Here is a 26,726-nt window from a genome sequence, read left to right on the forward strand (position 1 = left end):
GATGACCCGTGCCTTCCTGATCGTGATGGACAGCGTCGGCATCGGCGGCGCACCCGATGCCGCGCGCTTCTTCAACGATGGCGAACCCGATACCGGTGCGAACACCGTGGGTCATATCGCCACGGAATGTGCTGCGGGGCGGGCCGAGGCGGGGCGCTCGGGCCCGCTGAAGGTGCCGCATCTCGATGCGCTCGGGCTGGGCGCCGCGGTGACGCTTGCCTCGGGGCTGTGCCCGCCCGGGCTCGGCGCACCGCCGCGCGGGCTTTGGGGCGCGGCGAGCGAGGTCTCGAAGGGCAAGGACACGCCCTCGGGGCATTGGGAGCTGGCCGGCGTGCCGGTGCCCTGGGACTGGCACTATTTCCCTCAGGTCGAGAACAGCTTTCCGCCCGATCTGGTCGATTTCGTCGCCGCGCAGGCTGGCACCGCGGGGATCCTGGGCAATTGCCACGCCCCCGGCACCGCGATCATCGAGCGGCTCGGCGAGGAGCACATGCGCAGCGGCTGGCCGATCTGCTACACCTCGGCCGACAGCGTGTTCCAGATCGCCGCCCATGAAGAGACCTTCGGTCTTGCCCGTCTTTTGCAGCTGTGTCGTGACATCGCGCCGCGGCTGCATGCGATGAAGGTCGGCCGGGTGATCGCGCGGCCCTTCGTCGGCCGCCCGGGCAATTTCGTGCGAACCCCGAACCGGCGCGATTTCGCGATCGAGCCGCCGGCGCCGACGCTGCTCGACTGGGCCTATGACGCCGGCCGCACCACCCATGCGATCGGCAAGATCGGTGACATCTTCAGCCATCGCGGCATCAGCGCGCTGCACAAGGGCAAGAATGACGCCGATCTGATGGACCACCTGCAGCGGCTGGCGGGCGAGGCCGAGGAGGGCAGCCTGACCTTCGCGAATTTCGTCGAGTTCGACAGCCTCTATGGCCACCGCCGCGATGTTTCGGGCTATGCCCGGGCACTTGAATGGTTCGATGCGCAGGCCGGCCGCTTCCTCGCGCGGCTGCGGCCGGGCGATCTGGCGATCTTCACCGCCGACCACGGCAATGACCCGAGCTGGCACGGCACCGACCACACCCGCGAGCGGGTGCCGGTGCTGGGACACGGTGTCGGCTTGCGGTCGGTGGGGCAGGTGGCCTATTCGGACGTCGGAGCCTCGGTCGCGGCGCATCTCGGTTTGCGCGCCGCGGGACCGGGGCACAGCTTTTTGCAAGAACAAGACTGAGGGATGCCATGGACGAATTCGTGACGGTGGTCGACCACCCGCTGGTGCAGCACAAGCTCACTCTGATGCGCGAGAAGGACACGTCGACCGCGGGTTTCCGCCAGCTGCTGCGCGAGATCAGCCTGCTTCTGGCCTATGAGGTCACCCGCGGGCTCGAGCTGACGACGAAGACGATCGACACGCCGCTGTGCAAGATGGAAGCGCCGATCCTCGAGGGCAAGAAACTCGCGCTGATCTCGATCCTGCGGGCGGGCAATGGCCTGCTCGACGGTATCCTCGAGCTGATCCCGGCGGCGCGCGTGGGCTTTGTCGGCCTCTACCGCGACCCCGAGACGCTGCAGCCGGTGCAGTATTACTGCAAGGTGCCGAACATGCTCGAGGACCGGATGGTGATCGTCGTCGATCCGATGCTGGCCACCGGCAACAGCTCGGTCGCGGCGGTCGATCTGATCAAGGCGCAGGGCGCGAAGAACATCCGTTTCCTGTGCCTGCTCGCGGCCCCCGAGGGCATCGCGCGGATGCGCGAGGCGCATCCCGATGTGCCGATCGTGACCGCCTCGATCGACGAATGCCTCAACGATCACGGCTATATCGTGCCGGGCCTAGGGGATGCGGGCGACCGCATGTTCGGCACAAAATAAGGCCTTTCTCCTTTACTCGCAGACAATCCTGCGTCATTTTCCCTGATAGGTGATTTGGGGGAAATGATGCGGTTTGGCGGGGTTCTGACGACGACGCTTCTGGTGGCGGTGCTTGGGGCTCCGGCGGCATGGGCCGGGCTCGAGACCAACGGGCCGGCCGAATTTCCGCCAGCCTCCTTCTCGGGTCGCCAATATGTCGACAGTGCCGGCTGCGTCTTCGTCCGGGCGGGCTATGGCGGCAGCGTGAACTGGGTGCCGCGGATCGGCCGCGACCGCAAGCAGCTGTGCGGCTACAAGCCGTCGCTGCCGGCGGGGGCGCCGGTCCTCGACGTGGCGAAGAGCGCGCCGGCCCCGGCGCCGACGCCCGCCGCGCCGGCTCCCGCGCCCGCTCCGGCCAGGGTTGCCGCCGCTCCGGCGCCGGTTCCGACCGCTCCGGCCCGGCCGATGCGCGCCGCCTCGCCGTTCGAGCCGACGCCCGGCGTGGGCAAGCCGATGCCCACCATTGCGCTCACCAACACCCCGCCGCGGATCGGCCGTCCGGCAATGCCCGCCCCGGCCCCTGCGCCGGTCGCGATGCCCGCGCCCGCGGTGGCCGCGCCGGCCGCCGGGCCGGTCAAGATGGCTGCGGCCCCTGCGCCCGGCCGCTATGTCTCGCCCTATGCCCTGGGCGGCGACTGGAGCGGCACGGCTGCCCCCGCCCCCGCGGTGACCCCGGCCCCCTATGGGGCGCCGGTGACCATTCTCGCCGCCGAGACTGTGCAGGGCGCCACCACCACCTGTCCGAACCTGTCGCCGGTCGCGCAGCGCTATACGCTGTCGGACGGGCGCAGCGTGGTGCGCTGCGGCCCGCAGACCGAGGACCCGGTGGGCTTCATCAACCGCGCCGCGGTGCCAGGGCTGGTCGTCGCCTCGACCGCGCCGGTTGCCGGGACGAGCCGTGCCATGGCCGCACCGCGCGCCTCGCGCGCGCCGGTGGCGCAACCGATCGCGCCGCTGCCGATGACGCCGCAGCAGGGCTATTCCGCCTCGAGCCCCTATCAGGGCACGCTGGCGCCCGCCCCCGATGCGGTCTATCTGCGCCACCCGGCCGGGCCGACGACCCTTGCCCCGGTGATCGTGGCGACGAAGGTCGGTCCCTCGGGGTACAAGCCCGCCTTCGATGACGGCCGGCTGAACCCCTATCGCGGTCCGCGGGCAAGCACGGGCGATGTGCAGCAGGCGCAGGTCTGGACCAATCAGGTGCCGGCGCAGACGCTGACCGCCACCACCCCCGCCAGCGCGCGGGTGATCGTGTCGACGCCGATGGTGCAGTATCGCGAGGCGGCGCAGCAGCCGCTGGTGCTGCCGGTTTCGGCCCGGCCCTCGACGAAGTCGGTGGCGCCGGTCGCGGCGGCACCGGTCGCCTTGGCCGCGCGCTATGTGCAGGTCGGCACCTTCGGGGTGGCGGGCAATGCCGAGGCCGCGAAGGCGCGGCTGCGCGCCCTTGGCCTGCCGGTGTCGAGCGCGCGGATCACCCGCTCGGGCAAGCCGATGACGATCGTCTATGCCGGCCCGATGCCGGGCGGTGATGCCGGCGCGGCGCTTGGCAGCGTGCGCGCGGCGGGCTTCGGCGACGCGATCCTGCGCTGAGCGATCGTCCTATCGGGATAGGAAAGGCGGCCTTCGGGCCGCCTTTTTCCGTCAGTCGCAGATCCCCTGCAGAGCCACCCATTGCTCGTCGGCCAGCACCGGCTCGGGCGCGGGGCGGCCCTTGAACGGGTCCGCCTCGATCAGGCCGAGCACGCTTTCGCCCGAGGCATCGCGGGCATAGGCCCAGGGCGTCGAGGATACCCCCGCCGCGCCGAAGGCCGCCAGCAGCGCCCCCTCGGGCGGCAGCGGCGGCGGCGTGTCGAGCAGATGCGCACCATAGCCCGAGACCGCATCGCGGGGCAGGTCGCCGGTGACGAGCAGGCTGAAGGCCGCGCGGACCCCCGCCCAGCGGAGGAAATCGAGCAGCGGATCGCGGTCCCCGGCGGCGAGGTTCGCCTCGATCACCGCGCCGGCGGCAACCTCGGGCGTGTCGGGGCCGGCGATGGTGTCGCGGCCAAGCGCGACGATCTTGCCCGGCAGGCGCCGCCCGCCGGTCAGCCCGCGCGGCAGCACCGCGACCTGCGCGGTGTCGGGCAGGCGCTCGGCCAGCGCCGCAAGCGCGGCATCGCCCGCCTTCGAATGACAGGCCGCGGCGCCTGTCGCGCGTTCGAGGTCGACCAGCACGGCGCGGCCGATCTCGGTGCGCTTCGCCATCGGCGCGACGCGGGCGGCCTGTGCGGTCAGCGCGCCGGGCAACCAGACGAGGGCGGCCAGCACCACGACGCCGATCGCGCCCGCGGTCAGTATCCCGCGCAGCCGGCCCGGATGCGGGCGGCGGGCCTCGATCGCGCGGTGCACCTTCTCGATCGCGTCGATCAGGGTCGTGTCCTCGATCTCGAGCTCCTCGCCCGGTTCCTCGGAAGGGGCATAAAGCGCGGGCCGCTTGCCGGGGTTGAGCCGCACCAGCGCCGCGAGCGACCAATGCGCGAGCGCCCGCGCCGAGCGGTCGTCGGCGATCACCAGCGTCGCGTCGCCGAAGGAGACGATCACCGCACGTCGCTGAGCCTCGGGCCCCTCGCGCCAGATGCCGGGGGCTTCGAGCCTCAGAAATTGCTTGAGTGCGGTCATCCGGTCCGGGTCTGCCTTGTTTCGGGCAGGATAGCGAATCGGGGTCCGGGGTCAATCGCAGGGCCGAAAGAAGAGCGGGGGGCCGAAGCCCCCCGTCCTGCGCATCGCGGCGGCGATCCGGTCAATCGAGCAGCTTCGCGACGGCGCGCAGCTCGAATTTCTGGATCTTGCCGGTCGAGGTCTTGGGCAGGTCGGCGAAGACCACGCGCTTCGGCGTCTTGAAGCCGGCCAGACGCTCGCGACAGAAGGCGATGATCTCCTTGTCGGTCGCCGTCGCGCCGTCCTTCAGCTCGACGAAGGCGCAGGGCACCTCGCCCCATTTCTCGTCGGGCTTGGCCACGACCGAGGCGAGCGACACGGCGGGATGCGCCGCGATCACGCCCTCGACCTCGACCGAGGAGACGTTCTCGCCGCCCGAGATGATGATGTCCTTCGCGCGGTCGGTGATCTTGATATAGCCATCGGGGTGCATGAAGGCGATGTCGCCCGAGCGGAACCAGCCGCCCTCGAAGGCCTCCTGCGTCGCCTGCGGGTTCTTGAAATAGCCCTTCATCACCGAGTTGCCGCGCATCACGATCTCGCCCAGATGCACGCCGTCGCGGGCGACCTCGTGGCCGTGGTCATGCACGGTGATGGTTTCCATCATCGGCATCAGCACGCCGGTGCGGGCCTTGATCTCGGCGCGTTCCTCGCCCTCGATGCCCTTCCATTCGGGCTTCCAGGTGCAGACGGTGGCGGGGCCGTAGACCTCGGTCAGGCCATAGACCTGCGTCACGTTGAAGCCCAAGGGCTCGATCGCGGCGAGGGTCGCGGCGGGCGGCGGGGCGCCGGCGGTGAACACCTCGACCACATGGTCGAAGGGGCGGCGGTCGCTGTCCTTGCAGTTGATGATGGTGTTCAGCACGATCGGCGCGCCGGCGAAATGGGTCACGCCCTCGTCGGCGATCGCGTCATAGATCGCCTTCGCGGTGACGTCGCGGCAGCACACCGTGGTGCCGCCCAGCATCGGCATCATCCACGGATGGGTCCAGCTGTTGCAGTGGAACAGCGGCACGATGGTCAGCAGCACCGGATAGAGCTGCATCTGCCACGAGATCGCGTTGCCCATGGTGGCGAGATAGGCGCCGCGGTGATGATAGACCACGCCCTTCGGCTTGCCGGTGGTGCCCGAGGTGTAGTTGAGCGCGATGCTCTCCCACTCGTCCTCCGGCATGATCCAGTCGAACATCGGATCGCCCATGGCGACCAGCTCTTCATATTCGAGGTAATGGCCGCCCGCCGCGAAGCCATGCTCGGGGTCGGCGACCTCGATGATCTGCGGCGGCGTGCCGTGCATCTGCTTCACCGCATCTTCGGCAAGCTTCAGGAACTGCGTGTCGCACAGCACCATCTTCGCGCCGGAATGCTCGAAGATATAGGTGACGGTGTCGACGTCGAGGCGGGTGTTGATCGCGTTCAGGATCGCGCCACAGGCGGGCACGCCGAAATGCGCCTCGACCTGCGGGGCGGTGTTGGGCAGGATCGCCGCCACCACGTCACCCGGGACGATGCCGCGCTCCTTCAGCGCCGAGGCGAGCTGGCTCACCCGGGCGTGGAACTCGACATAGGTGCGGCGGGTGGTGCCGTAAACGAGCGCAGTGCGTTCCGGAAAGACCTCGAGCGCGCGGTTCAGATGCGACAGCGGCGTCAGCGGCACGAAGTTCGCCGCGCATTTGTCGAGCCCTGTTTCGTCTGCAAGCCAACCCATCGGTTCTCCTCCCCGGTCGTCAGATTGTGAAATATTCCGCAAAATTTCCGCGATCATTGGCAACTGTTGCGCGAAAGGGAAGGGGGCGCGGTGCACGTCACGCGAAAGTTTACGTTACGTCATGGTGTGGTTGCGCTAGCAGCCCGCGCGGGGGGCCGGACCCCCTTCTGCCGCCCGCACCAAGGCGCTAGGCTGGGGCCATGATCGTCTCGCCCGGCCGCCGTTTCATCTTCGTCCATATCCCCAAGACCGGGGGCACGGCGCTTGCGCTGGCGCTCGAGGCGCGGGCGATGGCCGATGACATCCTGGTCGGCGACACCCCCAAGGCGCGGCGCCGGCGCGGGCGGCTCGCGGGCGTGCAGACCGCCGGGCGGCTGTGGAAACACGCGACGCTTGCCGAGGGCGTGGGGCTTTACACCGAGGCCGAGGCACGCGACTGGTTCACCTTCACCCTGGTGCGCAACCCCTGGGACCGGATGGTCAGCTATTACGCCTGGCTGCAGGGGCAGAACTTCGCGCATCCGGCGGTCACGCTGGCGCAGACGCTCGATTTCGGGGCCTTCCTCGCCCATCCCTTCACCCGGGCCTCGATCGGTGGCGCGCCCTATGGCAGCTATCTGCGGCTGGCGGACGGCACCGACTGTGCCCGCGCCTTCCTGCGGCTCGAGCATCTCGAGGAGGATGCCGCGCTGCTGGAGGCGCATCTGGGCTTTCGCCTCACGCCGCTCGAACGGGCGAATCCCTCTGACCGCGGACGGGATTGGCGGCCCTATTACGGCGACCGCGAGGCCGAGATCGTGGCGCAGATCTGCGCCGAGGATATCGCGCGCTTCGGCTACAGCTTCTGAGCAACGGAAAACGCCGGGGACCCGAAGGCCCCCGGCGTCTGTCATTGCGGTGCGTTCCGGCTCAGGCGGCCTTCGCCGCGATGCCAGAGCCGTAGCGGCCATAGAAGGTCTCGCCGGTCGCGGCGAGATCGCGCAGCAGCGCCGGCGTCTCGAAGCGGGCGCCGAAGCGGGCGGTGAGATCGTCGCAGATCTCGGCCGCACGCGCCGCGCCGAGGATGTCGAGCCAGCTGAACGGGCCGCCCGACCACGGCGCGAAGCCCCAGCCGAGGATGGCGCCGACGTCACCCTCGCGGATGTCCTCGAGCACGCCCTGCTCGAAGGCGCGCACCGCTTCCAGCACCTGCGCCATCAGCAGACGGTGCTGCACCTCGTGCAGGTCGGGCTGTTCGGCGGCCTCGGGATACTTGGGCGCCAGCCCGTCCCAGAACCCGCCGCGCTTGCCGGCCTCGTCATAGGTGTAGAAGCCCGCCTTGTTCTTGCGGCCAAGACGGCCCTGATCGGCCATCCAGAAGATCACCTCGTCCACGGCCGCGTCCGGATAGGCGTCGCCCATGGCGGCCTTGGTCGCCTTGGCGATCTTGACCCCCAGATCGATCGAGGTCTCGTCGACCAGTTGCAGCGGGCCAAGCGGCATGCCGACAAGCTTCGCCGCGTTCTCGATCAGCGTGGGGCTCACGCCCTCGGCCAGCATCCGGATCCCCTCGTTGATATAGGGGATGATGCAGCGGTTGGCGTAGAAGAAGCGCGCGTCGTTGACGACGATCGGCGTCTTGCGGATCTGGCGCACGAAATCGAGCGCCTTTGCCACCGCGACCGGGCCGGTCTGCTCGCCCTTGATGATCTCGACCAGAAGCATCTTGTCGACCGGCGAGAAGAAGTGGATGCCGATGAACTGCTCGGGGCGCGTGCTGGCCTTCGCCAGCATCGAGATCGGCAGGGTCGAGGTGTTGGTGGCGAAGATCGCGTCCTCGGGGATCACCGCCTCGGCCTGCGCCGTGACGCCGGCCTTGACGGTCGGGTCCTCGAACACCGCCTCGACCACCAGGTCACAGCCCGCCAGGGCGGCGTAATCGGTGGTGGCGGTGATGCGGGCGAGCACCTCGGCCTTCTTCTCCTCGGTCACCTTCTTGCGCGAGATCCCCTTGTCGAGCAGCCCGGTCGAATAGGCCTTGCCGCGCTCGGCCGCCTCGATCGTGCTGTCGATCAGCACCACCTCGATGCCGGCGTTCGCCGAGACATAGGCGATGCCCGCGCCCATCATGCCGGCGCCGAGGATGCCTACCTTCTTCACCGTCTGGTCGGCGACCTTCGGCCGGTTCGCACCCTTCTCGAGCGCTTCCTTGTTGATGAAGAGCGAGCGGATCATCGCCGTCGAGGACGGGTTCATCAGCACGTTGGTGAACCAGCGCGCCTCGATCTTCAGCGCCTGGTCGAAGGGCACGAGCGCGCCTTCATAGACCGCGCTCAGCAGCGCCTTGGCCGCCGGATAGACGCCCATGGTCTTGCCATGCACCATCGCCGAGGCGCCGACGAAGGTCATGAAGCCCGCCGGGTGATAGGGCGCGCCGCCGGGCATCTTGTAGCCCTTCGCGTCCCAGGGCTTCACCAGATCGGCGTCCTTGGCGTTCAGCACCCATTCCTTCGCCGCGGCGACCGGATCCTCGGCCACCTCGTCGATGATGCCGGCCGCGCGGGCCTTCTTCGGATCGCTCAGCTTGCCTTCCAGCAGGAACGGCGCCGCGACCATCGCGCCCATCTTGCGCACGAGGCGGGTGGTGCCGCCCGCGCCCGGGAAGATGCCGACCATGATCTCGGGCAGGCCGATCTTGGCCTTCGGATTGTCGGCGGCGAAGATGCGGTGGGTCGAGAGCGGCAGTTCGAGCCCGATGCCAAGCGCGGTGCCCGGCAGCGCCGCGGCGATCGGCTTGCCCCCCTTCAGCGTCTTCGGGTCCATGCCCGCGCGCTCGATCTTGCGCAGGACCTTGTGCATCTGCATCACGCCCTCGAAGATCGCCTGCGCGCCGCCCTCGCGCATCTGCGCGATGACGTTCAGGTCCATGCCGCCGGCAAAGTCCTTCTTGCCCGAGGTGATGACGACGCCCTTCACGGCCGCGTCGGCCAGGGCCGTGTCGATGAAGCTGTCGAGAAGCGCAAAGCCCTCGAGGCTCATCACGTTCATCGACTTGCCGGGCACGTCCCAGGTGATGACGGCGACGCCGTCGGCACCGAGCTCGTAGGTGAAATCAGCCATTTCTCTCTCCCTTCGGCGCGAGGTCGCGGGGGCCCGCCCAATCGCTGCCGTCCTGATAGGTGAAGCGGGCCTTGCCGCCCGCGATGTGGAGTTGCATGTCGACGTCGGAATAGGTGGCGACCTCTTCGGTGGCCTTCGATCCGACGATCAGGAAGCGCGCGGGCGCATCGGAGCGGTTGACGAAACGGTGGCCGTTCGCCACCCCCGCCTTCCACGCCGCGCATTCGCCCGGGCGCATCACGGTCTCGCCCTCGTCCTCGACGAGGATCAGCTCGCCCTCGAGCACCATGCCGAACTCGTCCTCGTTCAGGTGCCAGTGCCGCAGCGAGGCCACGGCCCCCGGCTCGAGCGTGACGATGTTCACGCCGAACTGGGTCAGCCCGGCGAGATCGCCGAGCCGGATCGAGGAACGCCCCGCCATCTGCCCGGCGTAAGGCGCCGGGTAGAGCGAGCCGGTCTTCACCGGCGCCTTGGCAAGGTCGAGCTTCGGCATCAGACGCGCTCGATGATCGTGGCGGCGCCCATGCCGGACGCGATGCACAGCGTGGCAAGGCCGGTCGACAGGTCGCGCCGCTCGAGCTCGTCGAGTACCGTGCCGATGATGATCGCGCCGGTGGCGCCGAGCGGATGGCCAAGCGCCATCGCGCCGCCGTTGACGTTGACCTTGTCGGGCGAGACGTCGAAGGCCTGCATGAAGCGCAGAACCACCGCCGCGAAGGCCTCGTTCACCTCGAAGAGGTCGATGTCCTTGATCGACATGCCGCTCTCGCGCAGGATCTTCTCGGTCACCGGCACCGGGCCCGTGAGCATGATCGTCGGGTCGGTGCCGATCTTCGCCGTGGCGCGGATGCGCGCGCGCGGCTTCAGCCCGTGGGCGATGCCGAATTCCTTGTTGCCGATCAGCACGGCGCCCGCGCCATCGACGATGCCCGAGGAGTTGCCGGCATGGTGGATGTGGTTGATGTGGTCGAGATGCGGATATTTCAGCATCGCCACCTTGTCGAAGCCCGGCATCACCTCGCCCATGTCCTTGAACGAGGCCTTGAGCTTGCCGAGGTCTTCGAGCGTCGTGCCCGGGCGCATGTATTCGTCACGGTCGAGGATGGTGACGCCGTTCTGATCCTTCACCGGCACGATGGATTTCGCGAAGCGGTTCTCGGCCCAGGCCTCGGCGGCGCGGCGCTGGCTCTCGACGGCCAGCGCGTCGGCCTGCTCGCGGGTGAAGCCGTATTCGGTGGCGATGATGTCGGCCGAGATCCCCTGCGGCACGAAATAGGTCTTCATCGCCAGCGAGGGGTCGACGGCGATCGCGGCACCGTCCGAGCCCATGGCGACGCGGCCCATCATCTCGACGCCGCCGGCGATATAGGCCTGGCCGGCGCCGCCCTTCACCTGGTTCGCGGCGAGGTTCACCGCCTCCATGCCCGAGGCGCAGAAGCGGTTGATCGCAAGGCCCGGGATCGATTCATCGAGATCCGACAGCAGCACGGCAGACCGCGCCAGGCAGCCGCCCTGCTCGCCGACCTGGGTGACGTTGCCCCAGATCACGTCCTCGACGGCATGGCCCTCGAGCCCGTTGCGTTCCTTGACCGCGTTCAAGAGCCGCGCCGACAACGCGACCGAGGTCACCTCGTGCAGGCTGCCGTCCGGGCGGCCCTTGCCGCGCGGCGTGCGGCAGGCGTCATAGATATAGGCTTCGGTCATGGTTCCTCCTCAGGCCCGGTCCGCAGGGTTGCCGGGCATCATCTCGTAGGGGTGTTGCCAGCCGGGCAGGGCCGCGATGCGGTCGAGCCAGGCGGAAATCGCGGGGAAACGGTCGCGCTCGAACCCGAAGGGCTCGGGGTAATAGAGGTAGCCGCAGCAGGCGGTGTCGGCGAGACTGGGGGCATTGCCCGCCATCCAGTCGCGGCCCTCGAGGTGCTGCTCGAGCGTCGTCAGCGCCGCCCGCACCCGGCCCGAGAGCCAGCGGATCGTCTCGGCCGGGCGCTTCTCCTCGGGCAGGAAGTTCATCAGGAAGCGCAGCGTGCCGAATTGCGAACTGCCCTTGTGGTTGTCCCAGAAGAGCCAGCGCAGGATCTCGTCGCGGTCGCCCGTCATCAGCTTGCCGCTGCGCTCGGCGACATGCAGCTGGATCACCGCCGATTGCGTCAGGGTGAGGCCGTCCTCGACGAAGACCGGCACCTCGCCCATCTCGTTCAGCGCCAGGAACTCGGGGCGTCGCGCGCCGCCATGGAAGAAATCGACCCAGACCGGCGCCCAGTCATAGCCCGCAAGGGCCATGGTCAGTGCAGCCTTGTAGGCGTTGCCCGATTCCCCGAAACAATACAGCGTGGCGGTCATCCGATCCCTCCCAAGATCACGGTCATATTGGCAATGAATTGACGTGCGCGTAAGCCCCCGGCCCCGGATGTGGCGCAACGTCACCAGGCCGGGACGCTGCGTCGGGACCGTCGCAGTGAGTATCTAGGCCAAGAAAATGCGCCGGTAAGGCTTTCTTCAACAGCGCCTGCCGCGCTGGCGGTGCGCTACGGGCGGGAGAGCCGATGACCGTCCGGGGAAAAGCCGCCCCGGTCGCGCGTGAATGCCCTCACCGTGGAACTGGACCGATTCCCGTGGCCGGGGCGCACAGCCTGCACCTGGTGCTTTTCCTGGCCCGAATACGCACCTTCCGACCGTGCCGCCGGCGTGCACTCAGGCCTTGCGATCCTCGAGCTCGGCCTTGAACAGCCGCAGCCGCGCCGTCAGGTTCTCGTGATGGGTGACCGAGCCGAAATGCTCGAACAGGAACACCAGCGCCTCGTCGGGGGTCAGCCCCGCCTCGGCGGCAAAACGGTGCAGCACGCGATAGGCGTCATTCGTCAGCGAGACCGGAAAGCGGCGGGTCAGGCGCAGGCGCTTGGGCATCAGTCTTCCTCGGCTTGGTTCGAGACCACCACGGCGAGCCATTTCTCGCGCGTGGTATGTGCCGGCAGGGTGGGCAGCGTATCGAGCCATTCCAGACGCGACTCGATCCCGCCCTGATCCTGCGGGACGAAGGGGAAGTCGGGGTGCAGGCACCCCGCCATGAACTCGTAGGTGTCGCCGGTGCGCATGTAGAGCGGTGTGCCGCAGGCCCGACAGAAACCGCGGCAGGAGATGTTCGAGCTTGCCCATTCCGCGGCCTGTCCCTGCCAGCTCACGCGGTCGTCCTGCACCTGATAGAGCGGCGCGAAGGCGTTGCCGGTCGCGCGCTGGCACATCCGGCAGTGGCAGATCCCGGTGGCGCCCGGGCCTGCGGAAATCGTGAAGCGCACGGCGCCGCACTGGCAGCCGCCGCGGGCCTCTGGGTAATCGCGTGGGGTCGGGTGCATCGGCGCCTCCTGTCGCGGGCTCGTCCGAGCCTAGAGCGCGCCGCGCCCCGAGACCAGCCCCTTGCGGGGGCGGGGGGCAAGGTCCTATGTCAGGCCCAGGGGCCGCGCCGGCCCGGGGAGACAGGCAATGCGCAACGCGGCCCTGGTGCTGGGCATCATCGGCGGGCTGATCGCCCTGATCGTGGGCTTCTTCGGCTATGGCTATACCGAGGTGGTGCGCAGCCATGCCGAGGTCGGGCAGATGTTCGGCGAGGTGCAGAACCCCGAGCTGATCCGGCTGGCGAGCTTCCTCTCGCCGCTTCTGGCGATCGCCGGCGGCGCGATGGCGAAGATCCGTGCGCTCTGGGGCGGGGTGCTGATGCTCGCGGGCGGCGGGCTGATGTATTACGCCTTCGGCTTCGGCGTTTTCACCATGTTCCCGATCGGGTTCTGTCTGGTGGGCGGGCTGCTGGCTTTGGCGGCGGGCAAGCCGGATGAGCCGAAGGCGCATTTTTGAGGTTGGCCGCTTTGCGGACAAAGCGGTCATTTGCACCTGCGGAGTTTATTCAGAGCGGACTGGACAGATCAGCCACAGGTATAGGCCAAGGCCTCCAAAGAATGTGCCTGCAATTCCGATGGCAAAGATGGTCTGCTGCGCTACGCCCAGCGTGTGTAGAGTTACCATTCCCCACGACCAGATGAGAAATGCGACATACATGGCAACCGCCCCGTAGAACCGTGCCTTGTGACCTGTCAGAGCGTAGGCGACCAAGAACGCGGCCAGAAACGGCACCCAAGTTTGAGCTATATGGCTAAGAAAGTGCAGGCTGGGTGGAGCCCCGCCCGGAAATGTCATGCCAATGAACAATCTTAGGGGTGGGTATTTCCAATTCAGGAAGGGATTTATGACGTTCACGATCTGCAACGCGAACCAAACTATCGCACCAGTCACGAATGCAGCGCAGAAAGTAAGAACTCGTCTCATAATCGTTTAGGACGTGACCTGCCCCCCGGTCGTCCCTCGTTCATAACGAGAGTCCTTGGGTTTGATAGTGGTCGGTTTCGGGTTGGGCAAGCGCGTCGGGCGCGGAGCCCTCAGATTGCTCAAGCGCCCGGCGCGCGTCGGACGGGGTCTTGTTGCCCAGCGAGGAATGCGGCCTGACGTTGTTGTAGTCGTAGCGCCAGAGGGCCAGTTTGCGGCGGGCATCGGCCAGGCTGTCGAAGATCTCCTCGTTCAAGCATTCGTCCCGCAGGCTGCCGTTGAAGCTTTCGATGTAGCCGTTCTGCTGCGGCTTACCCGGGTCGATGTAGTGCCATTCGACGCCGTTCTCGTTGGCCCATTTCAGAATGGCCTTGCTGGTGAACTCGGTTCCGTTGTCGCTGACGATGCAAGCGGGCTTGCCGTAAATCCTGACCAGCGCATCGAGTTCCCGCGCCACCCGAGCCCCCGAGATGCTGGTGTCGGCGATCAGCGCCAGGTTCTCGCGGCAGCAATCGTCGTTCACGGCCAGGATGCGGAACTTGCGGCAGGCCCCGAACGTGTCGGACAGAAAGTCCAGAGACCAGCGCTGGTTCGGCCGCAGCGGCACCGGCATCGGGGTTCGACTGCCGCGCGCCCGTTTACGGCCACGTCTGCGTCGCACTGACAGCCCCTCTTCGCGGTAAATCCGGTAGAGTTTCTTCTCGTTCATGATCATGCCCTTGCGCTCCAGCATAATGCCGACACGCCGGTAGCCGAAGCGTAAGCGTTGCATCTGACCCCCTGATTGCCCACTAAACCTGACCACTTCTCGTCCGCTAGTCTGCATCCGAACTACGATCGGAGGCGACAATGGCGGAACGCGAAGTCTGGGGGTTCAAGATCCGGACCTCCCCGTCGGGCAAAAGGATTTGGCCGAGCGAACTCAAACGCGAGGCGACTAGGCGCCTTCGGGAAGATGGCATGTCACCTGGAGATGTCGCCGCCGAGCTAGATGCCCACGAATGCCTGGTGAGAAAGTGGTGGGTCGCTGATCGGCGAGAGCGAGGCGAAAAGATCTCCGTCGATGGGCCAGCTTTCGCGCAGATATCAGTCGAACCGGCTTTCGCGCCGGCGGCGCCCCAAACGACCGCTGCAGGTAATGGCTCAGCCGGCTCTGCTCATCTGTATGTGGGCGGGATCTGCCTACAGTTTCCTTTGTCCATCGACGAAGCAGACCTTCTGAAGCTGATCCGTGTTGCGGGGCAGTGTCAGTGATCGCGCCGTCCAGCAGCTATCGAATCTATCTGGCTACCCACCCTGTCGACTTCCGGAAGGGGATGGATGGCTTGGCGAATTACGTCATGACCAATTTCGAACTCGATCCCTTCTCCGGTGCGTTCTTCGTCTTCCGCTCGAAGGGTCGTGACAAGATCAAGGTCCTGATGTGGGACGGCACTGGCCTCGTGCTGATCTACAAGCGTATCGAAGGCGCGGGCTTCGTTTGGCCCAAACTTTCCGACGGGACGATGACCCTGACGAAGGCACAGTTTGAAGCTCTCTTTGAAGGGATCGATTGGCGCCGCGTCGTCTCGGCCGCCTATCACCACCCCTCCATTTTCAACAAAACAAGCGCGGAGGTCGAGTGAGATGGCGACGATCCCTTTCATTCAGTGCAAGATCTTTCCCGCCGAGCAAACCGCTGACTACCTTGAAAGGCGCTTCATCAAGCACCTACGGCTACTGCGAAGTGGCCTGGTCGGCCAGCCGGCGCATGAAGTCGAACTGCTTGGAGGCGATAATCAGGAACTGCATGAGGTGAGGATAACCCATCTCGAGAAGAGCAGGATCCAGAAACGCGTCAAGAAGCTTATTACACGCCGCCAGGAAGCGTCAGGGATGGGCCATTTGCAGAGGGATGAGCGCGAGCGATTGACCGCCTTGGCAGGCGGCGTTCGGCTTGCGACGGTGAAGACCGAACACCAAGCGGATGAAATCGCGGCGGCACTTCACGACGAAATGCCCTGGATGGGGCCCGCGACCGAACAGATCTGGAAGGCCATGCGCAGGTCGGTGAGAGAAGGCTCCATAGGTCTTCGCCTGCCGCCCATCCTGCTCGATGGCCCTCCCGGGATCGGCAAGAGCTTTTGGGCGCGGCGCCTTGGCCGCCTCTTGACCGTACCCACGACCGTTATCGAGGCAACGAATGAAAATGCTTCATTCGGTGTCGTCGGGTCCCAGCGTGGATGGGGAAGCGCCGGCCCCGGGCGTCTCATTTCCACGATCCTTATGGAACATGTCGGCAATCCGGTCATGGTCGTTGATGAGGTCGAAAAGTCGGGGACTGCAACGTCCACGTCGGGCCGTGCGTTCGGACTGTCGGAGGCGCTGCTACCCCTGTTGGAGCCCTTGACCGCAAGAAGCTGGAGTTGCCCATTCTATCAGGTCAAGTTCGACATGAGCTGGGTCATCTGGGTCCTGACATCCAACAACTACCACGCGTTGCCCGAGCCGCTTCTGAGCAGATGCCCACCGATATCCCTACGAGCGTTAACGACTGACGAACTGGTCATGTTCATCTGGCGCGAAGGGCGCAGGCAGGGCACCAGCGACGTGGCCTTGGACGCCGCGGTCGAAGCTTTCAAGCGTGCGGGCCAGGCAAGCCAACCGAGTCTGAGAACTGCGGCACGGGTGTTGCAGAGGGCAGCTGATCTCGAATGTCACCCCACGTTGCATTGAACCGATTTCACGAGCTCATCGCACAAGGGAGGCGGCTTCGTGACTGAATTCGAGATCATCTTCGTCGTGTTTGGTATCGGCGCATGCATCGTTGGCGCCATCCATGTCACCATCGCCTACCGCTCTTCGATACGAGATGTCGAACCAGATCCGGAACGTGTTCGGCGATTTGTGGAACGGGGAATGGAGCTGCGGCGGCAGGCCCTGGAAAAATCGCGCGCAACCGACCGGCCGAGCGACGACATCACCGAGCCAAAGCCTGCAGATCTTCCCACGCGGCAAGCGGATACTGATTGAGCTCGTCGCGTATGCTGCGCCACTTCGGCATATTGTCATCAAGGACCTTGATGAAACGCTCATCATGGCGCGGCGATATCAGGTGGGCGAGCTCATGCAGCAGTACGTACTCAATCGCCCGAACGGGTTTCTTGGCGAGCTCGAGATTAAGCCAGACGATTTTCTTGTCCGGATTGCAGCTGCCCCATTTCGTTTTCATTGGCCGGATGCCCCAGGTTTCGGTGGCAACGCCTAAGCGCGATGACCAATGCGCGAGCCGTGGGGCCACGTGCTCTCTTAGGCGAGCCTTGTACCAATTCTCCAGCCATCGCCTGCGCACTGCAGGCGTTGTGTCTGCCGGCACCGAATAGCGGAGCCGGTCGCTGCCGATGAGTTCGATCCGGTGGACCTTCTTGTCCCAGTGGATCACATCGAGTCGAAGAGGCCGACCGAAAACGAAGTGTGTCTCGCCGGAGACGTACTGCCGTTGCGTCTGGCGCTCCTGTGCTCGAAAACGGGCCTGTTTGCGACGAACCCAATCCATTCTCGTGAGTACAGCGAGCTTGATGGCATCGAGACTGACGCTCAGCGGGGCGGCAACTCTGACCTGGCCGTCAGGCGGATAGACACCGACATGGAGGTTCTTGATCGCCTTCCAGCGGACCTCGACCGGCGTACCTCCGATGATGTGGTGTTCAGTATTCGCCATGGTTCTTCAGTATCTGCAGTAGCGTATCCACAGTGTCGGGGTCCGAAATCTCAGCTTCTAGGCAGCGTCTGACTTTCTTTTCTTTCATCGTATGACCGCGCCACCCGTGGGGGGCAGTCGCCCGTACAGCCTCGTCGACCCGGCGCGCTAGGACCTCATCTTGTCCCAGGTTGTCGAATAACGCCTTCTGCCCGGGCGACTTCATGCTCTCAGGATAGGTGTTGCCATGCCCGGATTTCGCGGCCCTTACCAGCTCCGCGATCTTCTCCAAATACTCAGCGTACTCGATCGCGCCGCTCCGGCGCTGCGCCACCAGGTCAGTCAGCAGCTCCGACATCTTCTCGTAGAACTTAGGGTTCACGGGTGTCTCGTCGATGATCAGCTTCCTGACGTTGTTCTCGATCGCCTCGGCGACATTCTCACGCTTCCCCTTGGAGGGCGCCGGAAGATCATCCTCGGCTTGTGCCCCTTTGCTCTCGACCAGGTCAATCAGGCTGATGTCATCCAGGTGAGAGATGACCTGAGAGTCGTCGGCCCTGATGTAATTGTCGATCAGGTGGCGCATGGCCGGCTCGTAGAGCTTCATGTCAACGGCATCGCCGCTGTGGAGCCGCACGGCATCGCGGATGCCGATGGCATGCTCGACCTCCTTGCGCATTTCCGCCAGCTCCAGCTCGTTGAAGTCCGATCCGTCCGGTTCGGCGGCGACGTTCGTGTAGGCACGCGCATAGCGCCCCGCCAACTTGTAAAGCGCTTGGCGGCGGCGAGCTTTCTCTTCCGCGTCCGGATCGCTTTCGATGCCTTCGGGGCTGGAGAAATACGCGAAGAGCTCATCATCGCCCTTGGGCTGCTCGACCGCATCGAGAAGCCCCAGCCAGGCATCGCGCGCCGTCCGCAGATCCGTATCGGCCTGCTCGGCACGATCCGTGATCAGGCCTTCGACATCCTCCTTGTCGAAGGCATCGAATGCCTCGGACGTGTAGTCATCAACCGCGCTCTCGATGTTCCGGAACAGATCCTTGTAGTCGACGATATAGCCGAAATCCTTGTCGTCGCCGTCCAGGCGGTTCACTCGGCAGATCGCCTGAAACAGCCCATGATCCCGCATCTGCTTGTCGATGTAGATATAGGTCGCCGTCGGCGCATCGAAGCCGGTCAACAGCCGGCTCACCACGATCAGCAGCTTCATCCGCCCCGGCTCTTTCTTAAACAGCCGCAGCGCCTCCTCCTCGTACTCTTCCTCCGACGTATCGCCCAAAAGATCGGTATAGACCCGGTGGACGCGCTGCTTCTCGGTCTCGCCCATGCCGGTTTCTTCACCGGTAATTTCCGGTGCCGCGCGTTTGTAGGAGGTGACGATCGCGCACTTGTCGGCCAGAATTGACCCGGATTTACGGAAAATCTCGAAGAGCTCGCACGCTTCGGGGATAGAGCCCGCCACGAGCATGGCGTTGCCCATGCCCGCATTCAGACGCGGCTTCATCTCCATGTCCAGGATGATATCGTTGGCGATCTGCTCCAGCCGGTCACGGCTCGAAAGCACACGTTGAAGCGTACCCCATCGTTGCTTGAGCGTCGCCTTCGCGATCGGGGTCAGACCCTTCGTCTTGGCCTCGAACCAGGCGTCGATTTTGTCCGGCGCACTGATCCTCTGGTCGATGTCGCGGGCTTCATAGCGCAGGTCCAGCACCACGCCGTCCTCGACGGCCTCATCAAATCGGTAAGGCTTGCCGATGTAGGGGCCGAAGGTTTCGAGCGAAGTCCCCTTGTCGGACCGCAGCAGGGGCGTGCCGGTAAAGCCGATGAACATGGCCTTGGGCAGCACCTTGCGCATCGCCTTGGCCAGCTTGCCGGACTGGGTGCGGTGTGCCTCGTCGATGAAGACGAAGAACTCTCCCTTGGGCGCACCGATGTTGGCGTTCTGGATATCAGAGATCAGGCTTTCCAGCTCCCCCTCTTCCTTCTTTCCGAACTTGTGGACGAGGGAGCAGATGATCCGATCCGTCGGATCGGCGAGTGCGGCCATCAGGTCGTTGCCCGATCGTGCGCGCCGCACCTTGTCGCCGGTATTGCCGAAAACATCCTCGATCTGGCTGTCCAGTTCCTTGCGGTCGGTGACCACCAGGATGCGGCCGTCCGGGAACGCCTCCCGGATCCAGCGCGCCAGCATCACCATGATCAGGCTCTTGCCCGAGCCCTGGGTCTGCCAGATGATGCCACCCTCGCGCGAGCCGACGCGTTCCTGCGCGGCCTTCACGGCGAAGTACTGGTTGGGGCGGGCGATTTTCTTGATACCCGCGTCGAACAGGGTGAAGTCGTGGATCAGTTCCAGGAAACGATCCGGTGCCATCATCTGGGTCACATCGCGGTCGAGCCGGGCCGAGATCTCGCTCTCTTCCTTCCAGGCCAGCCAATAAGGCTGCGGCGTCTTGATCGAGGCATAGCGCAGCCCCTCGCTGTCATTGCCCGCAAAGGTGATCTGCACCGTCGTGAAGAAGTGCTGGATGAATTCGGGCCGTTGATTGTCGAGCGTCTGGCGGATGCCGGTCCCCACGCCCACGGTCGATTTCTTCAGCTCCACCACGCCAAGCGCGATGCCGTTGACATAGAGCACCAGGTCGGGCCGCTTGTTCCAGGCCTTGGCATCGCGGCCCTTGATCGAGACCTCTTCGGCCACGCCGAGGTCATTGGCGCCCGCATCGCCCCAATCAACGAAGCGCACGGTGACGGGGGCCTCGCCCGGGCCGGGGGCGATGGCCACGCCGTAGCGCAGCATGTCGTAGAATCTCTGGTTGGCCTCGTAGAGCTTGGTGCCCTCCATCTGCGCCTCGCGCGTCAGGCGGGCGATGGCTTGGGTGATGACCTCGGGCGCATAGCCGCGCGCTTCCAGCCAGGGGCGAAGATAGGAGGGCTCGATATTGGCGTTGCCCTCACGCTTTTGCCAGTCACCGAGGTAGCGCCAGCCGAGGCCGCCGGGGGTGCCGGATTTGTCCCCGCAGAGTAGGTCGATGACCCTATCTTGCGCCTTGCGTTCCGCCTCGCCGATCTTGCTCATGGGGGCCTCTCCGTGTCTCGGAAAATACTCGATCAAATAAGGGGGCAGCCCAGCCTGATCCGTCCGGTCAAAAGGTTCTGCATCATGCCCTCCTTCACCTGCCGCGCCTTTTCGAGGCGGGTGTCGAGGGCTTGGATTTCGGCGTCCATGTCGGTCAGGACACCGGCAATTGCTTGCTGTTCTTCAAATTCCTGCGGAACGGAAAATTTCATCTCCCTCAGAAACTTGAAGTGGCGATTGTAACCGGTATTGGGGATTTCTTTGTTTTGCAGTGAGAATGACAGGAACTTCATATCGAAACCCTCCTTGGCGCCAATCGGCTGAGTGCCATCTGCACCCAAAGCGAAATCAAAGTTCACGAATTTCACGCTTCTGGTATGGTCGCCGAAGATAACGATACCTCCCTCGGGCGGGGAAAAGCGACGACTCTCGACGTTGGTGAAGCCCGCAACTGCGCTTTTCCCTTGGTCGATGATTGGAATTTCTCCGTCTGAGGCGTATTCGGAAGTTTGAACCTGACAATGTTTGGCATTGATCCTCTTGAACGCAGTATCAAAAGGCACTTCCACCCACTCCCCCGAGAACCCTGGAAGGCGGCGCTTGGCGGTCAGGAGGTCCTGCATCGCGCCCTGCTTGATGAGCAGCTTCTTGGCGATCAGCCGCTCCAGCCCCTCGATCAGCGAATCCGCATCATCGAGACAGCGCCGAATTATCTCTTGCTCTGCCTTCGGAGGTCGAGCCAAGGGCATGCCTGCAATAAAGTTGCGGTTGAGAGATTGCTGAGCGCCGCCGCTGTTATGCCTGCTGAAATCGGTTGCGCGGAGCAAGTAGTATGCAAAACGCGGATCATTCCCCAAGAAATCGGTGACATAGAGCGCAGTATTGTGCGGCCAGAAGTCTGTCTCGCACCAATGCGCCTGGCCGTACGAAGCGCCGCTGCGCCCCAGCACCATTCCTGGGCCAGATTGGAGTGATGTGTCATGGAAGCCATTCAATCCAGCGGACCCCATAACGGGAACGCTGCCCTCACGCCTTTGTCGCGCGGTAAGATCATGACCTCTCTGGATTGAAACAAACTCGGAAAATGGGACAACATCCCAACCTTCGGGTGCAACATCCGAGTCGGATTGCTTACTACCGTCAGTCATCCAGTGAACCCCATCGCGGCAAGATGCCCCGCCACCGTTTTAGCCAACTCATCAACGTCATCAGAAATCTCTATGAGCGTATGCCCATACCGCTCCGTCAGCACCCGCACCCGGGCGGTCATCTGCTCGGTCCGCGCCTCGATCTCGGCCTCGATCAGATCGGCGATGTCGGTCAGCCATTTGTCATCCACGACCAGGGAGCGGATCTCTTCCTCGGTCAGCTCGGGGTATTTCTTCAGCGTGGCTTCGGTCAGCGCTTCCTCTGCTTCCTTGACCACCTTCTTTGCCGCCGTCTCGGCCGTCATCAGCTTGGCCACCTGTGTCAGCAGCTTGGCCTCTTCCGGCTCGGCCTCGCCGGATTTCTGGCGTGCCTTGACCGAGGCCGCGGTCAGCTTGCCAGCTTCGGTCAGCGCATCGGCCAGCAGGCCGCCCTCGGCCCCGTGTTCCTCGACCAGTTCCTCGATCTCGCGGCTCACCTCCTCTGCCTTGGCCTGCGCGTCATCGACGGCCTGCTGCAATTCCGGGAAGAAGCGCGCGACGATCAGCCGGGGCGGGATGACATCGGCCACGAGGCGCACCTTGTTCACGGTCAGATCGGCCTCTTCCAGCCATTTGACCTTGCCCTTGGCGTCGGTCTCCTTGCGGGCCTCGCGCAGCTCCTTTGCGGCCTCCCAGCCTTCATGGGCGATGATGAAGACATCGTCCTGCATGGTCTCGGCCCAGTAGGACATGAGCCGCTGATACGCCTCGTAACGGTCGATCAGGGGCGCCTCGGCAAAGCGGGTCAGCATGTCGTCGGCCAGGCGCAAGATCAGGTCCTTGGGCTTGTCGCCGACCTTGATGCCATCCATCAGTGGCGCGTTCTGCCCGGCCCAGCCGTCCAAGATCGCATGGACGCTGTCGCGGAAGGCGCCGAATTCGGGGTGGTTGCGGATGGTGGTGCGGACCTCTTCGGGTTCGACCAACGGATCGGAATAGCCCGGGCGCGGGTTGGGACCGAACAGCGTGGCGCGGATGCGGGGCATGACCTCCCAGAACTCGGCCAGCCCGTCGATGTCGCGGTTGGGCACGCCGCCCTTGAGGTGCGCCTCGATGTCTTGCAGGTCCTCGGGGTCGGAGCCGTCGATATAGCGCGGGATGTTCAGGTTGAAGTCGTTGCGCGTGATCTCGGCATAGGGGACGAGACGCGAGTAGCCCGCGATCTCGGCCTGGCGGCGGAAGGCGTCGATGATCTTGTGGATGTCCCGCTCGCGCAGGCGGTTCTTGTTGCCGTCCTTGATGAAGCCGCGCGAGGCGTCGATCATGAAGACCGGGCGCTCGGCCTGGGCCTGGGATTTGTCCAGCACGATGATCGAGGCCGGGATGCCGGTGCCGTAGAAGAGGTTGGCCGGCAGGCCGATGATCGCCTTGATGTAGCCGCGCTTGAGGATCTTTTCGCGTAGCTCGGCTTCCTTGTTGCCGCGGAAGAGCACGCCATGGGGCAGGATGACTGCGCCGGAGCCGGTGGCCTTCATCGAACCCAAGATGTGCAGCAGGAAGGCGAAGTCGCCGTTCTTGTCGGGCGGCATACCGAGGTCAAAGCGGCCATAGCGGGTTTCGCTGGTCAGGCCAGAGCCCCAGGCCTTGGCCGAGAACGGCGGGTTGGCGACGACGAAGTCGAAGGTGAGAAGTTCGGTCTCAGACGCCTTGAACTGGGGCTCGGCGATGACATCGCCCTGGGCGACATCTGCATCCTCGCGCCCATGCATGATCATGTTCATCTTGGCCAGGCCGCGGGTGGTGATGTCGAATTCCTGCCCGTAGATGGTGAGCGCGACGTCGGCGGCGTCAGCGGCCTTCAGGAGCAGCGATCCTGAGCCACAGGTGGGGTCATAAACGGTCTGCTTCGGGCTCGTGGCGCGATTGACCCCCGCAACGGCGGCGACAACACGCGAAACCTCCGCAGGTGTGTAGAACTGGCCCTTGCTCTTGCCGGACTCGGTCGCGAAGTTGCGCATCAGGTATTCATAGGCGTCGCCCAGAATGTCATCGCCATCGGCCCGGTTGCGGCTGAAGTTCAGCTCTTCCCGGCTGAAGATGTTAATGAGCGCGGTCAGCGTCGTGACCATCTTGGCGCCACGGCCGAACTTCTCAGAATCGTTGAAGTAGGCACGGTCGATGACGTTCTTGAGGTCGTTGGCTTCGGCAATCCCGGCGATGGCCGTGTCGATAGCTTCACCAATGTCCTTATTGCCGCGGAGCTTCTTGAGGTCCTCGAATGAGCAGCCCTTGGGCACCTCGATCAGCGCGTCGGGCTTGCCCACGCGGTCAGAGACGTACTTCACGAACAGAAGCGTGAGGATGTAGTCCTTGTAAAGGGAAGCATCCATGCCACCCCGCAGCTGGTCACAGCTGTCCCACAGCGATCTGTAGATATCGCTCTTCTTGATAGCCATCGTGCTCTGCCCTTCGCCAAGTCGCCCGCGTTCTCATCGCGCGACATGGTATAGGCTTAGCGTCTCCCGGCCGCGAGGAACAGAGAGGCCTTGCCAGAGCAAGCCGAGCCGAGACCTTGAGATTGCCGACCCTGAATGGGTCACTGGCCGTCAACGTCAAAAAAAGGTGCAGAAAGAAATTGACGCCAAGCAGGCGTCCGCAAGACTTGCGAAAAAACGAATTAAGGCTTTGCGAAAAATAACTCTGTCCCCGCGCGAAGCGCTTATAAATAACCGGCTCCAGCCGAGATGACAGTTTGCGAAAAACCGCCTATTGCGTCTGCGAAAAATTCCGATTAATCGATCGCTAGTGGCGTTTGAAAAATAGCCGCCAAGCCTGCATGTCAACTTGACTGTTGATCTTCACTATTCAGTGCGTCATCTGCTTATTAAAGTGATTCGCGAAGGTGAAAGGCGCTCCATTGGATTTGGCCATCGATAGAGAAAGACATGCTCGAATCCGATACGAGCTTTCCCTGCGCGGTCTGACCTTCGCTGAGATCGCGAGACGCGCGGAGGTTAGCGTTTCTTCCGTGAGTGCGGTTTCACTTGGAAAAAGTAGATCCGCGCGCATCGAGCTGATCCTGGCGCAGGCCTTGGCCACTCGGCCGGAAGCCCTTTTCCCAGACCGCTACCCAGCTAACAGCGGAGAGGGCACATGAGCTAGAAGTCAAGGGCTCTGGAAGAGTTGAGGCCCCGGGACTGCAATCCCAAGGGCCTCGGAAAATCGCTCGGCGCGACACCTCATCTATCCCCGACACAGCGACAAAAGTCAAGTCACATGCCCGCAGTTCGGCGGGCATGGACGAATTCACTTTGCTTCATGCCTGGGATGGAGAGCACGGTTCTTTGCCGTGCCACAGGACGTGTTCGATACAATTGACCAGTTGGAAAATGACATTCTGGCAGCTCGTGACCTTGATGGCGCTGCGCTGGTTCGGCGTTTGCGCGAACTTTGGGGTGAGGTGATTTCGGAAAACGAAACCCTCAGAGAAGAGGCTTTGAAAGCCAGTACGCTGAATAAGATTCTTAAATCTGAAGTTGCGCGTCTGAAGCGCCAAATAGCAAAATTAACCAAGGCGCAATTCGGCGCGAAAGCCGATCATAACCCAAACAAGGCCACCTATGATCGTAGCTCCTGCGTAGACGATCAAAAAGCCAAGGATGCCGAAAACAACGTTGGCAGTGATAGAGAAAACGGCAAGGCTAACGCCGGTCAACCTGAAGCAAAGGAACCAAAACCGAGGAACCTAAGCGGCCGAGGTGCGAGAGTATGGCCGGAGCACCTTGAAAAGCGACCGATATACATGGGCACCGAAGACAGGAAGTGTCCCTGCGGATGTGGCGGTGGCATCGTTGAAGTTGAAGAGAATGAGACTCTGGAAGTGATCCCCGCGCAATACTACGTGGCGGTGCGTCAGTATCCTAAGTACCGGTGTCGCTTGCATGACAAGATCCTCGGGACGACCTTTGAACCGCGCGTGTTTCCGAAAACCACGATGAGCAACGCGCTCATGGCCAATTCGATCACGATGCGTTTTGGGTGGCAGTTGCCTTGGAACCGGCAGGAGAACATCTTTCTGTCGAAAGGTGTCGAGCTGTCTCGCAGCACCCTGATGCGATGGTCGAACCGTTTGGCAAATGAGGCGCTCTTGCCAATTTATCAACTGATGGAGCATGAGCTCAAGACGAACAGCGAAAGGCTGTTCATGGATGAGACCACCTTACCGATGCTTCAACCCGGCGAAGGGCAAACAAAAACTAGCTACCTCTATGCTCTCCTTCGTGACGACCGGGCATTTGCCGGAAATAAACCGCCAGTGGTGATCTACTATCCGCGAGGCACTCGGGCGATGCACCACATTCATGATATTTTGAGCGGGGTCACGGCCATTCTCCAGACCGATTCATATGCCGGATACGGTCGACTTGGCCGACAGGGCACGCCTGTGGAACAAATCACGCCAGCGAAATGCTGGGCACATGCCCGACGAAATTTCACAGACGAGTACGAATTCAACAAAACGCCAGGTGCAAAAGCGGCCATTCGAATTATTGCAGAGCTCTATAGAGAGGAGGTGAAAATTCGTGGCAAGCCACCTCTGATCCGCGCGGCGCATCGGCGACAATTCTCAGTTCCCATTCTGGATCGCCTAAGGGCATTCTTGATCGCACATGCAGAGCGTCATCTTTCGAAGAGTAAGATGGTGCAAGCGATCCGCTATGTGCTGAGGCAATGGAATGATCTGACGCGATTTGTCGATGATGGGCGGATCGATCTTGACACCAATGCGGTCGAACGCATGTTCAAGCCGACCATTCTGCTGCGGAAAAATGCCTTGTTCCTCGGCAATGATGAGGGTGCCGAAGCATGGGGAATTCACAGTTCGATCATCGAAACCTGTAAGCTCAATGCGGTGAATGCTGAGCCCTATTTGAAGTGGGTCTTCGATCAGATCGCGATGAAACTTCCACGCTCTGCATATGAGAAGTTGCTGCCGTGGAACGTTCCGCCTGAGTTTCGGATCAAGCACTGAGGTTCTAGACTCCGCGACCATGGAAACTTGACGGCCAGAACCGGCTGTCAGAGATAATCCAAGGGGTTGAGTTCCGCGACGGCCTGCGGCAA

At 63.8% G+C, this 26,726-nt stretch carries 23 protein-coding genes and 1 pseudogene; 11 read left to right on the top strand and 13 right to left on the bottom strand.

The features are described 5' to 3' along the window. Position 1 precedes the first annotated feature (1 nt). The 3 genes from AC0QTQ_RS03360 (at position 2) to AC0QTQ_RS03370 (ending at position 3,495) form a co-directional block, all read left to right on the top strand. Positions 2 to 1,225: a phosphopentomutase gene (locus AC0QTQ_RS03360; RefSeq protein ID WP_121531827.1), complete on the top strand. Its 1,224-nt coding sequence runs from the start codon at positions 2 to 4 to the stop codon at positions 1,223 to 1,225. Positions 1,226 to 1,233: 8 nt separating this feature from the next. Next, entirely contained in the window at positions 1,234 to 1,866 is a 633-nt protein-coding gene (gene upp / locus AC0QTQ_RS03365; RefSeq protein WP_121531829.1) for a uracil phosphoribosyltransferase, read from the top strand. Positions 1,867 to 1,929: 63 nt separating this feature from the next. Further along, positions 1,930 to 3,495, top strand: coding sequence for an SPOR domain-containing protein (locus AC0QTQ_RS03370; RefSeq protein ID WP_480258249.1), 1,566 nt, complete (start codon positions 1,930 to 1,932; stop codon positions 3,493 to 3,495). 51 nt (positions 3,496 to 3,546) lie between these two features. On the opposite strand, the gene AC0QTQ_RS03375 is transcribed toward AC0QTQ_RS03370, so the two are convergent. Both AC0QTQ_RS03375 and AC0QTQ_RS03380 read right to left on the bottom strand, forming a co-directional pair. Further along, the gene (locus tag AC0QTQ_RS03375; RefSeq protein WP_480258250.1) at positions 3,547 to 4,563 is read right to left on the bottom strand and encodes a hypothetical protein; all 1,017 of its coding nucleotides are present in this window, start codon (positions 4,561 to 4,563) and stop codon (positions 3,547 to 3,549) included. Positions 4,564 to 4,684: 121 nt separating this feature from the next. Next, positions 4,685 to 6,310 (bottom strand): AMP-binding protein, encoded by a 1,626-nt coding sequence (locus tag AC0QTQ_RS03380; RefSeq protein ID WP_480258251.1) that lies wholly within the window; start codon positions 6,308 to 6,310, stop codon positions 4,685 to 4,687. A gap of 200 nt (positions 6,311 to 6,510) precedes the next feature. On the opposite strand from AC0QTQ_RS03380, the gene AC0QTQ_RS03385 reads away from it, so the two are divergent. Then, entirely contained in the window at positions 6,511 to 7,158 is a 648-nt protein-coding gene (locus AC0QTQ_RS03385; RefSeq protein WP_480258252.1) for a sulfotransferase family 2 domain-containing protein, read from the top strand. 61 nt (positions 7,159 to 7,219) lie between these two features. On the opposite strand, the gene AC0QTQ_RS03390 is transcribed toward AC0QTQ_RS03385, so the two are convergent. From AC0QTQ_RS03390 to AC0QTQ_RS03415, 6 genes are all read right to left on the bottom strand, one after another. Then, complete coding sequence (locus tag AC0QTQ_RS03390) at positions 7,220 to 9,409, bottom strand: 3-hydroxyacyl-CoA dehydrogenase NAD-binding domain-containing protein (protein WP_480258253.1); 2,190 nt, start codon at positions 9,407 to 9,409, stop codon at positions 7,220 to 7,222. Next, positions 9,402 to 9,902 carry a cupin domain-containing protein gene (locus AC0QTQ_RS03395; RefSeq protein WP_121531841.1) on the bottom strand — a complete coding sequence of 167 codons (501 nt, stop codon included), beginning with the start codon at positions 9,900 to 9,902 and terminating at the stop codon, positions 9,402 to 9,404. Before AC0QTQ_RS03395 ends, AC0QTQ_RS03390 begins: the two co-directional genes overlap by 8 nt. Then, the gene (locus tag AC0QTQ_RS03400) at positions 9,902 to 11,113 is read right to left on the bottom strand and encodes an acetyl-CoA C-acetyltransferase (protein WP_480258254.1); all 1,212 of its coding nucleotides are present in this window, start codon (positions 11,111 to 11,113) and stop codon (positions 9,902 to 9,904) included. Before AC0QTQ_RS03400 ends, AC0QTQ_RS03395 begins: the two co-directional genes overlap by 1 nt. Before the next feature lie 9 nt (positions 11,114 to 11,122). After that, positions 11,123 to 11,749 (bottom strand): glutathione S-transferase family protein, encoded by a 627-nt coding sequence (locus tag AC0QTQ_RS03405; RefSeq protein ID WP_480258255.1) that lies wholly within the window; start codon positions 11,747 to 11,749, stop codon positions 11,123 to 11,125. Positions 11,750 to 12,100: 351 nt separating this feature from the next. Further along, positions 12,101 to 12,313 carry a hypothetical protein gene (locus tag AC0QTQ_RS03410; RefSeq protein WP_113899791.1) on the bottom strand — a complete coding sequence of 71 codons (213 nt, stop codon included), beginning with the start codon at positions 12,311 to 12,313 and terminating at the stop codon, positions 12,101 to 12,103. Then, on the bottom strand, positions 12,313 to 12,759 hold the full coding sequence (locus AC0QTQ_RS03415) for a GFA family protein (protein WP_480258256.1): 447 nt from the start codon (positions 12,757 to 12,759) through the stop codon (positions 12,313 to 12,315). Before AC0QTQ_RS03415 ends, AC0QTQ_RS03410 begins: the two co-directional genes overlap by 1 nt. 127 nt (positions 12,760 to 12,886) lie before the next feature. Between AC0QTQ_RS03415 and AC0QTQ_RS03420 the strand changes: the two genes are divergently transcribed. Beyond that, entirely contained in the window at positions 12,887 to 13,255 is a 369-nt protein-coding gene (locus tag AC0QTQ_RS03420; RefSeq protein WP_480258257.1) for a hypothetical protein, read from the top strand. 508 nt (positions 13,256 to 13,763) lie between these two features. Here AC0QTQ_RS03420 and AC0QTQ_RS03425 read toward each other — a convergent pair. Continuing rightward, a pseudogene (locus AC0QTQ_RS03425) lies at positions 13,764 to 14,489 on the bottom strand (IS3 family transposase); the annotation flags it as partial. A gap of 80 nt (positions 14,490 to 14,569) precedes the next feature. Here AC0QTQ_RS03425 and AC0QTQ_RS03430 point away from each other — a divergent pair. The 4 genes from AC0QTQ_RS03430 to AC0QTQ_RS03445 all read left to right on the top strand — a co-directional run bounded on the left by AC0QTQ_RS03430 (position 14,570) and on the right by AC0QTQ_RS03445 (position 16,732). Continuing rightward, positions 14,570 to 14,974, top strand: coding sequence for a transposase (locus AC0QTQ_RS03430; RefSeq protein WP_480258258.1), 405 nt, complete (start codon positions 14,570 to 14,572; stop codon positions 14,972 to 14,974). Positions 14,975 to 15,036: 62 nt separating this feature from the next. Further along, a complete protein-coding gene (gene tnpB / locus AC0QTQ_RS03435) occupies positions 15,037 to 15,345 on the top strand; it encodes an IS66 family insertion sequence element accessory protein TnpB (protein ID WP_480259188.1) in 309 nt (102 codons plus the stop codon). 1 nt (position 15,346) lies between these two features. Further along, the gene (locus AC0QTQ_RS03440; RefSeq protein WP_480258259.1) at positions 15,347 to 16,435 is read left to right on the top strand and encodes an AAA family ATPase; all 1,089 of its coding nucleotides are present in this window, start codon (positions 15,347 to 15,349) and stop codon (positions 16,433 to 16,435) included. Positions 16,436 to 16,474: 39 nt separating this feature from the next. Beyond that, complete coding sequence (locus AC0QTQ_RS03445) at positions 16,475 to 16,732, top strand: hypothetical protein (protein ID WP_480258260.1); 258 nt, start codon at positions 16,475 to 16,477, stop codon at positions 16,730 to 16,732. On the opposite strand, the gene AC0QTQ_RS03450 is transcribed toward AC0QTQ_RS03445, so the two are convergent. The 4 genes from AC0QTQ_RS03450 to AC0QTQ_RS03465 are packed head-to-tail and all read right to left on the bottom strand — an operon-like array spanning position 16,680 to position 24,058. Next, on the bottom strand, positions 16,680 to 17,420 hold the full coding sequence (locus AC0QTQ_RS03450; protein ID WP_480258261.1) for a M48 family metallopeptidase: 741 nt from the start codon (positions 17,418 to 17,420) through the stop codon (positions 16,680 to 16,682). The genes AC0QTQ_RS03445 and AC0QTQ_RS03450 overlap by 53 nt on opposite strands. After that, on the bottom strand, positions 17,407 to 20,475 hold the full coding sequence (locus AC0QTQ_RS03455) for a type I restriction endonuclease subunit R (RefSeq protein ID WP_480258262.1): 3,069 nt from the start codon (positions 20,473 to 20,475) through the stop codon (positions 17,407 to 17,409). The genes AC0QTQ_RS03450 and AC0QTQ_RS03455 overlap by 14 nt, the downstream gene beginning before the upstream one ends. A 32-nt stretch (positions 20,476 to 20,507) precedes the next feature. Beyond that, positions 20,508 to 21,623 carry a restriction endonuclease subunit S gene (locus tag AC0QTQ_RS03460; RefSeq protein ID WP_480258263.1) on the bottom strand — a complete coding sequence of 372 codons (1,116 nt, stop codon included), beginning with the start codon at positions 21,621 to 21,623 and terminating at the stop codon, positions 20,508 to 20,510. Further along, positions 21,620 to 24,058: a type I restriction-modification system subunit M gene (locus AC0QTQ_RS03465; RefSeq protein WP_480258264.1), complete on the bottom strand. Its 2,439-nt coding sequence runs from the start codon at positions 24,056 to 24,058 to the stop codon at positions 21,620 to 21,622. Before AC0QTQ_RS03465 ends, AC0QTQ_RS03460 begins: the two co-directional genes overlap by 4 nt. A 446-nt stretch (positions 24,059 to 24,504) precedes the next feature. On the opposite strand from AC0QTQ_RS03465, the gene AC0QTQ_RS03470 reads away from it, so the two are divergent. After that, positions 24,505 to 24,759: a helix-turn-helix domain-containing protein gene (locus tag AC0QTQ_RS03470; RefSeq protein ID WP_337248720.1), complete on the top strand. Its 255-nt coding sequence runs from the start codon at positions 24,505 to 24,507 to the stop codon at positions 24,757 to 24,759. A 192-nt stretch (positions 24,760 to 24,951) separates the two neighbouring features. After that, entirely contained in the window at positions 24,952 to 26,634 is a 1,683-nt protein-coding gene (gene tnpC / locus AC0QTQ_RS03475; RefSeq protein WP_480258265.1) for an IS66 family transposase, read from the top strand. Positions 26,635 to 26,726 lie beyond the last annotated feature (92 nt).

Source organism: Paenirhodobacter sp. YD-8 (genome assembly GCF_056590935.1).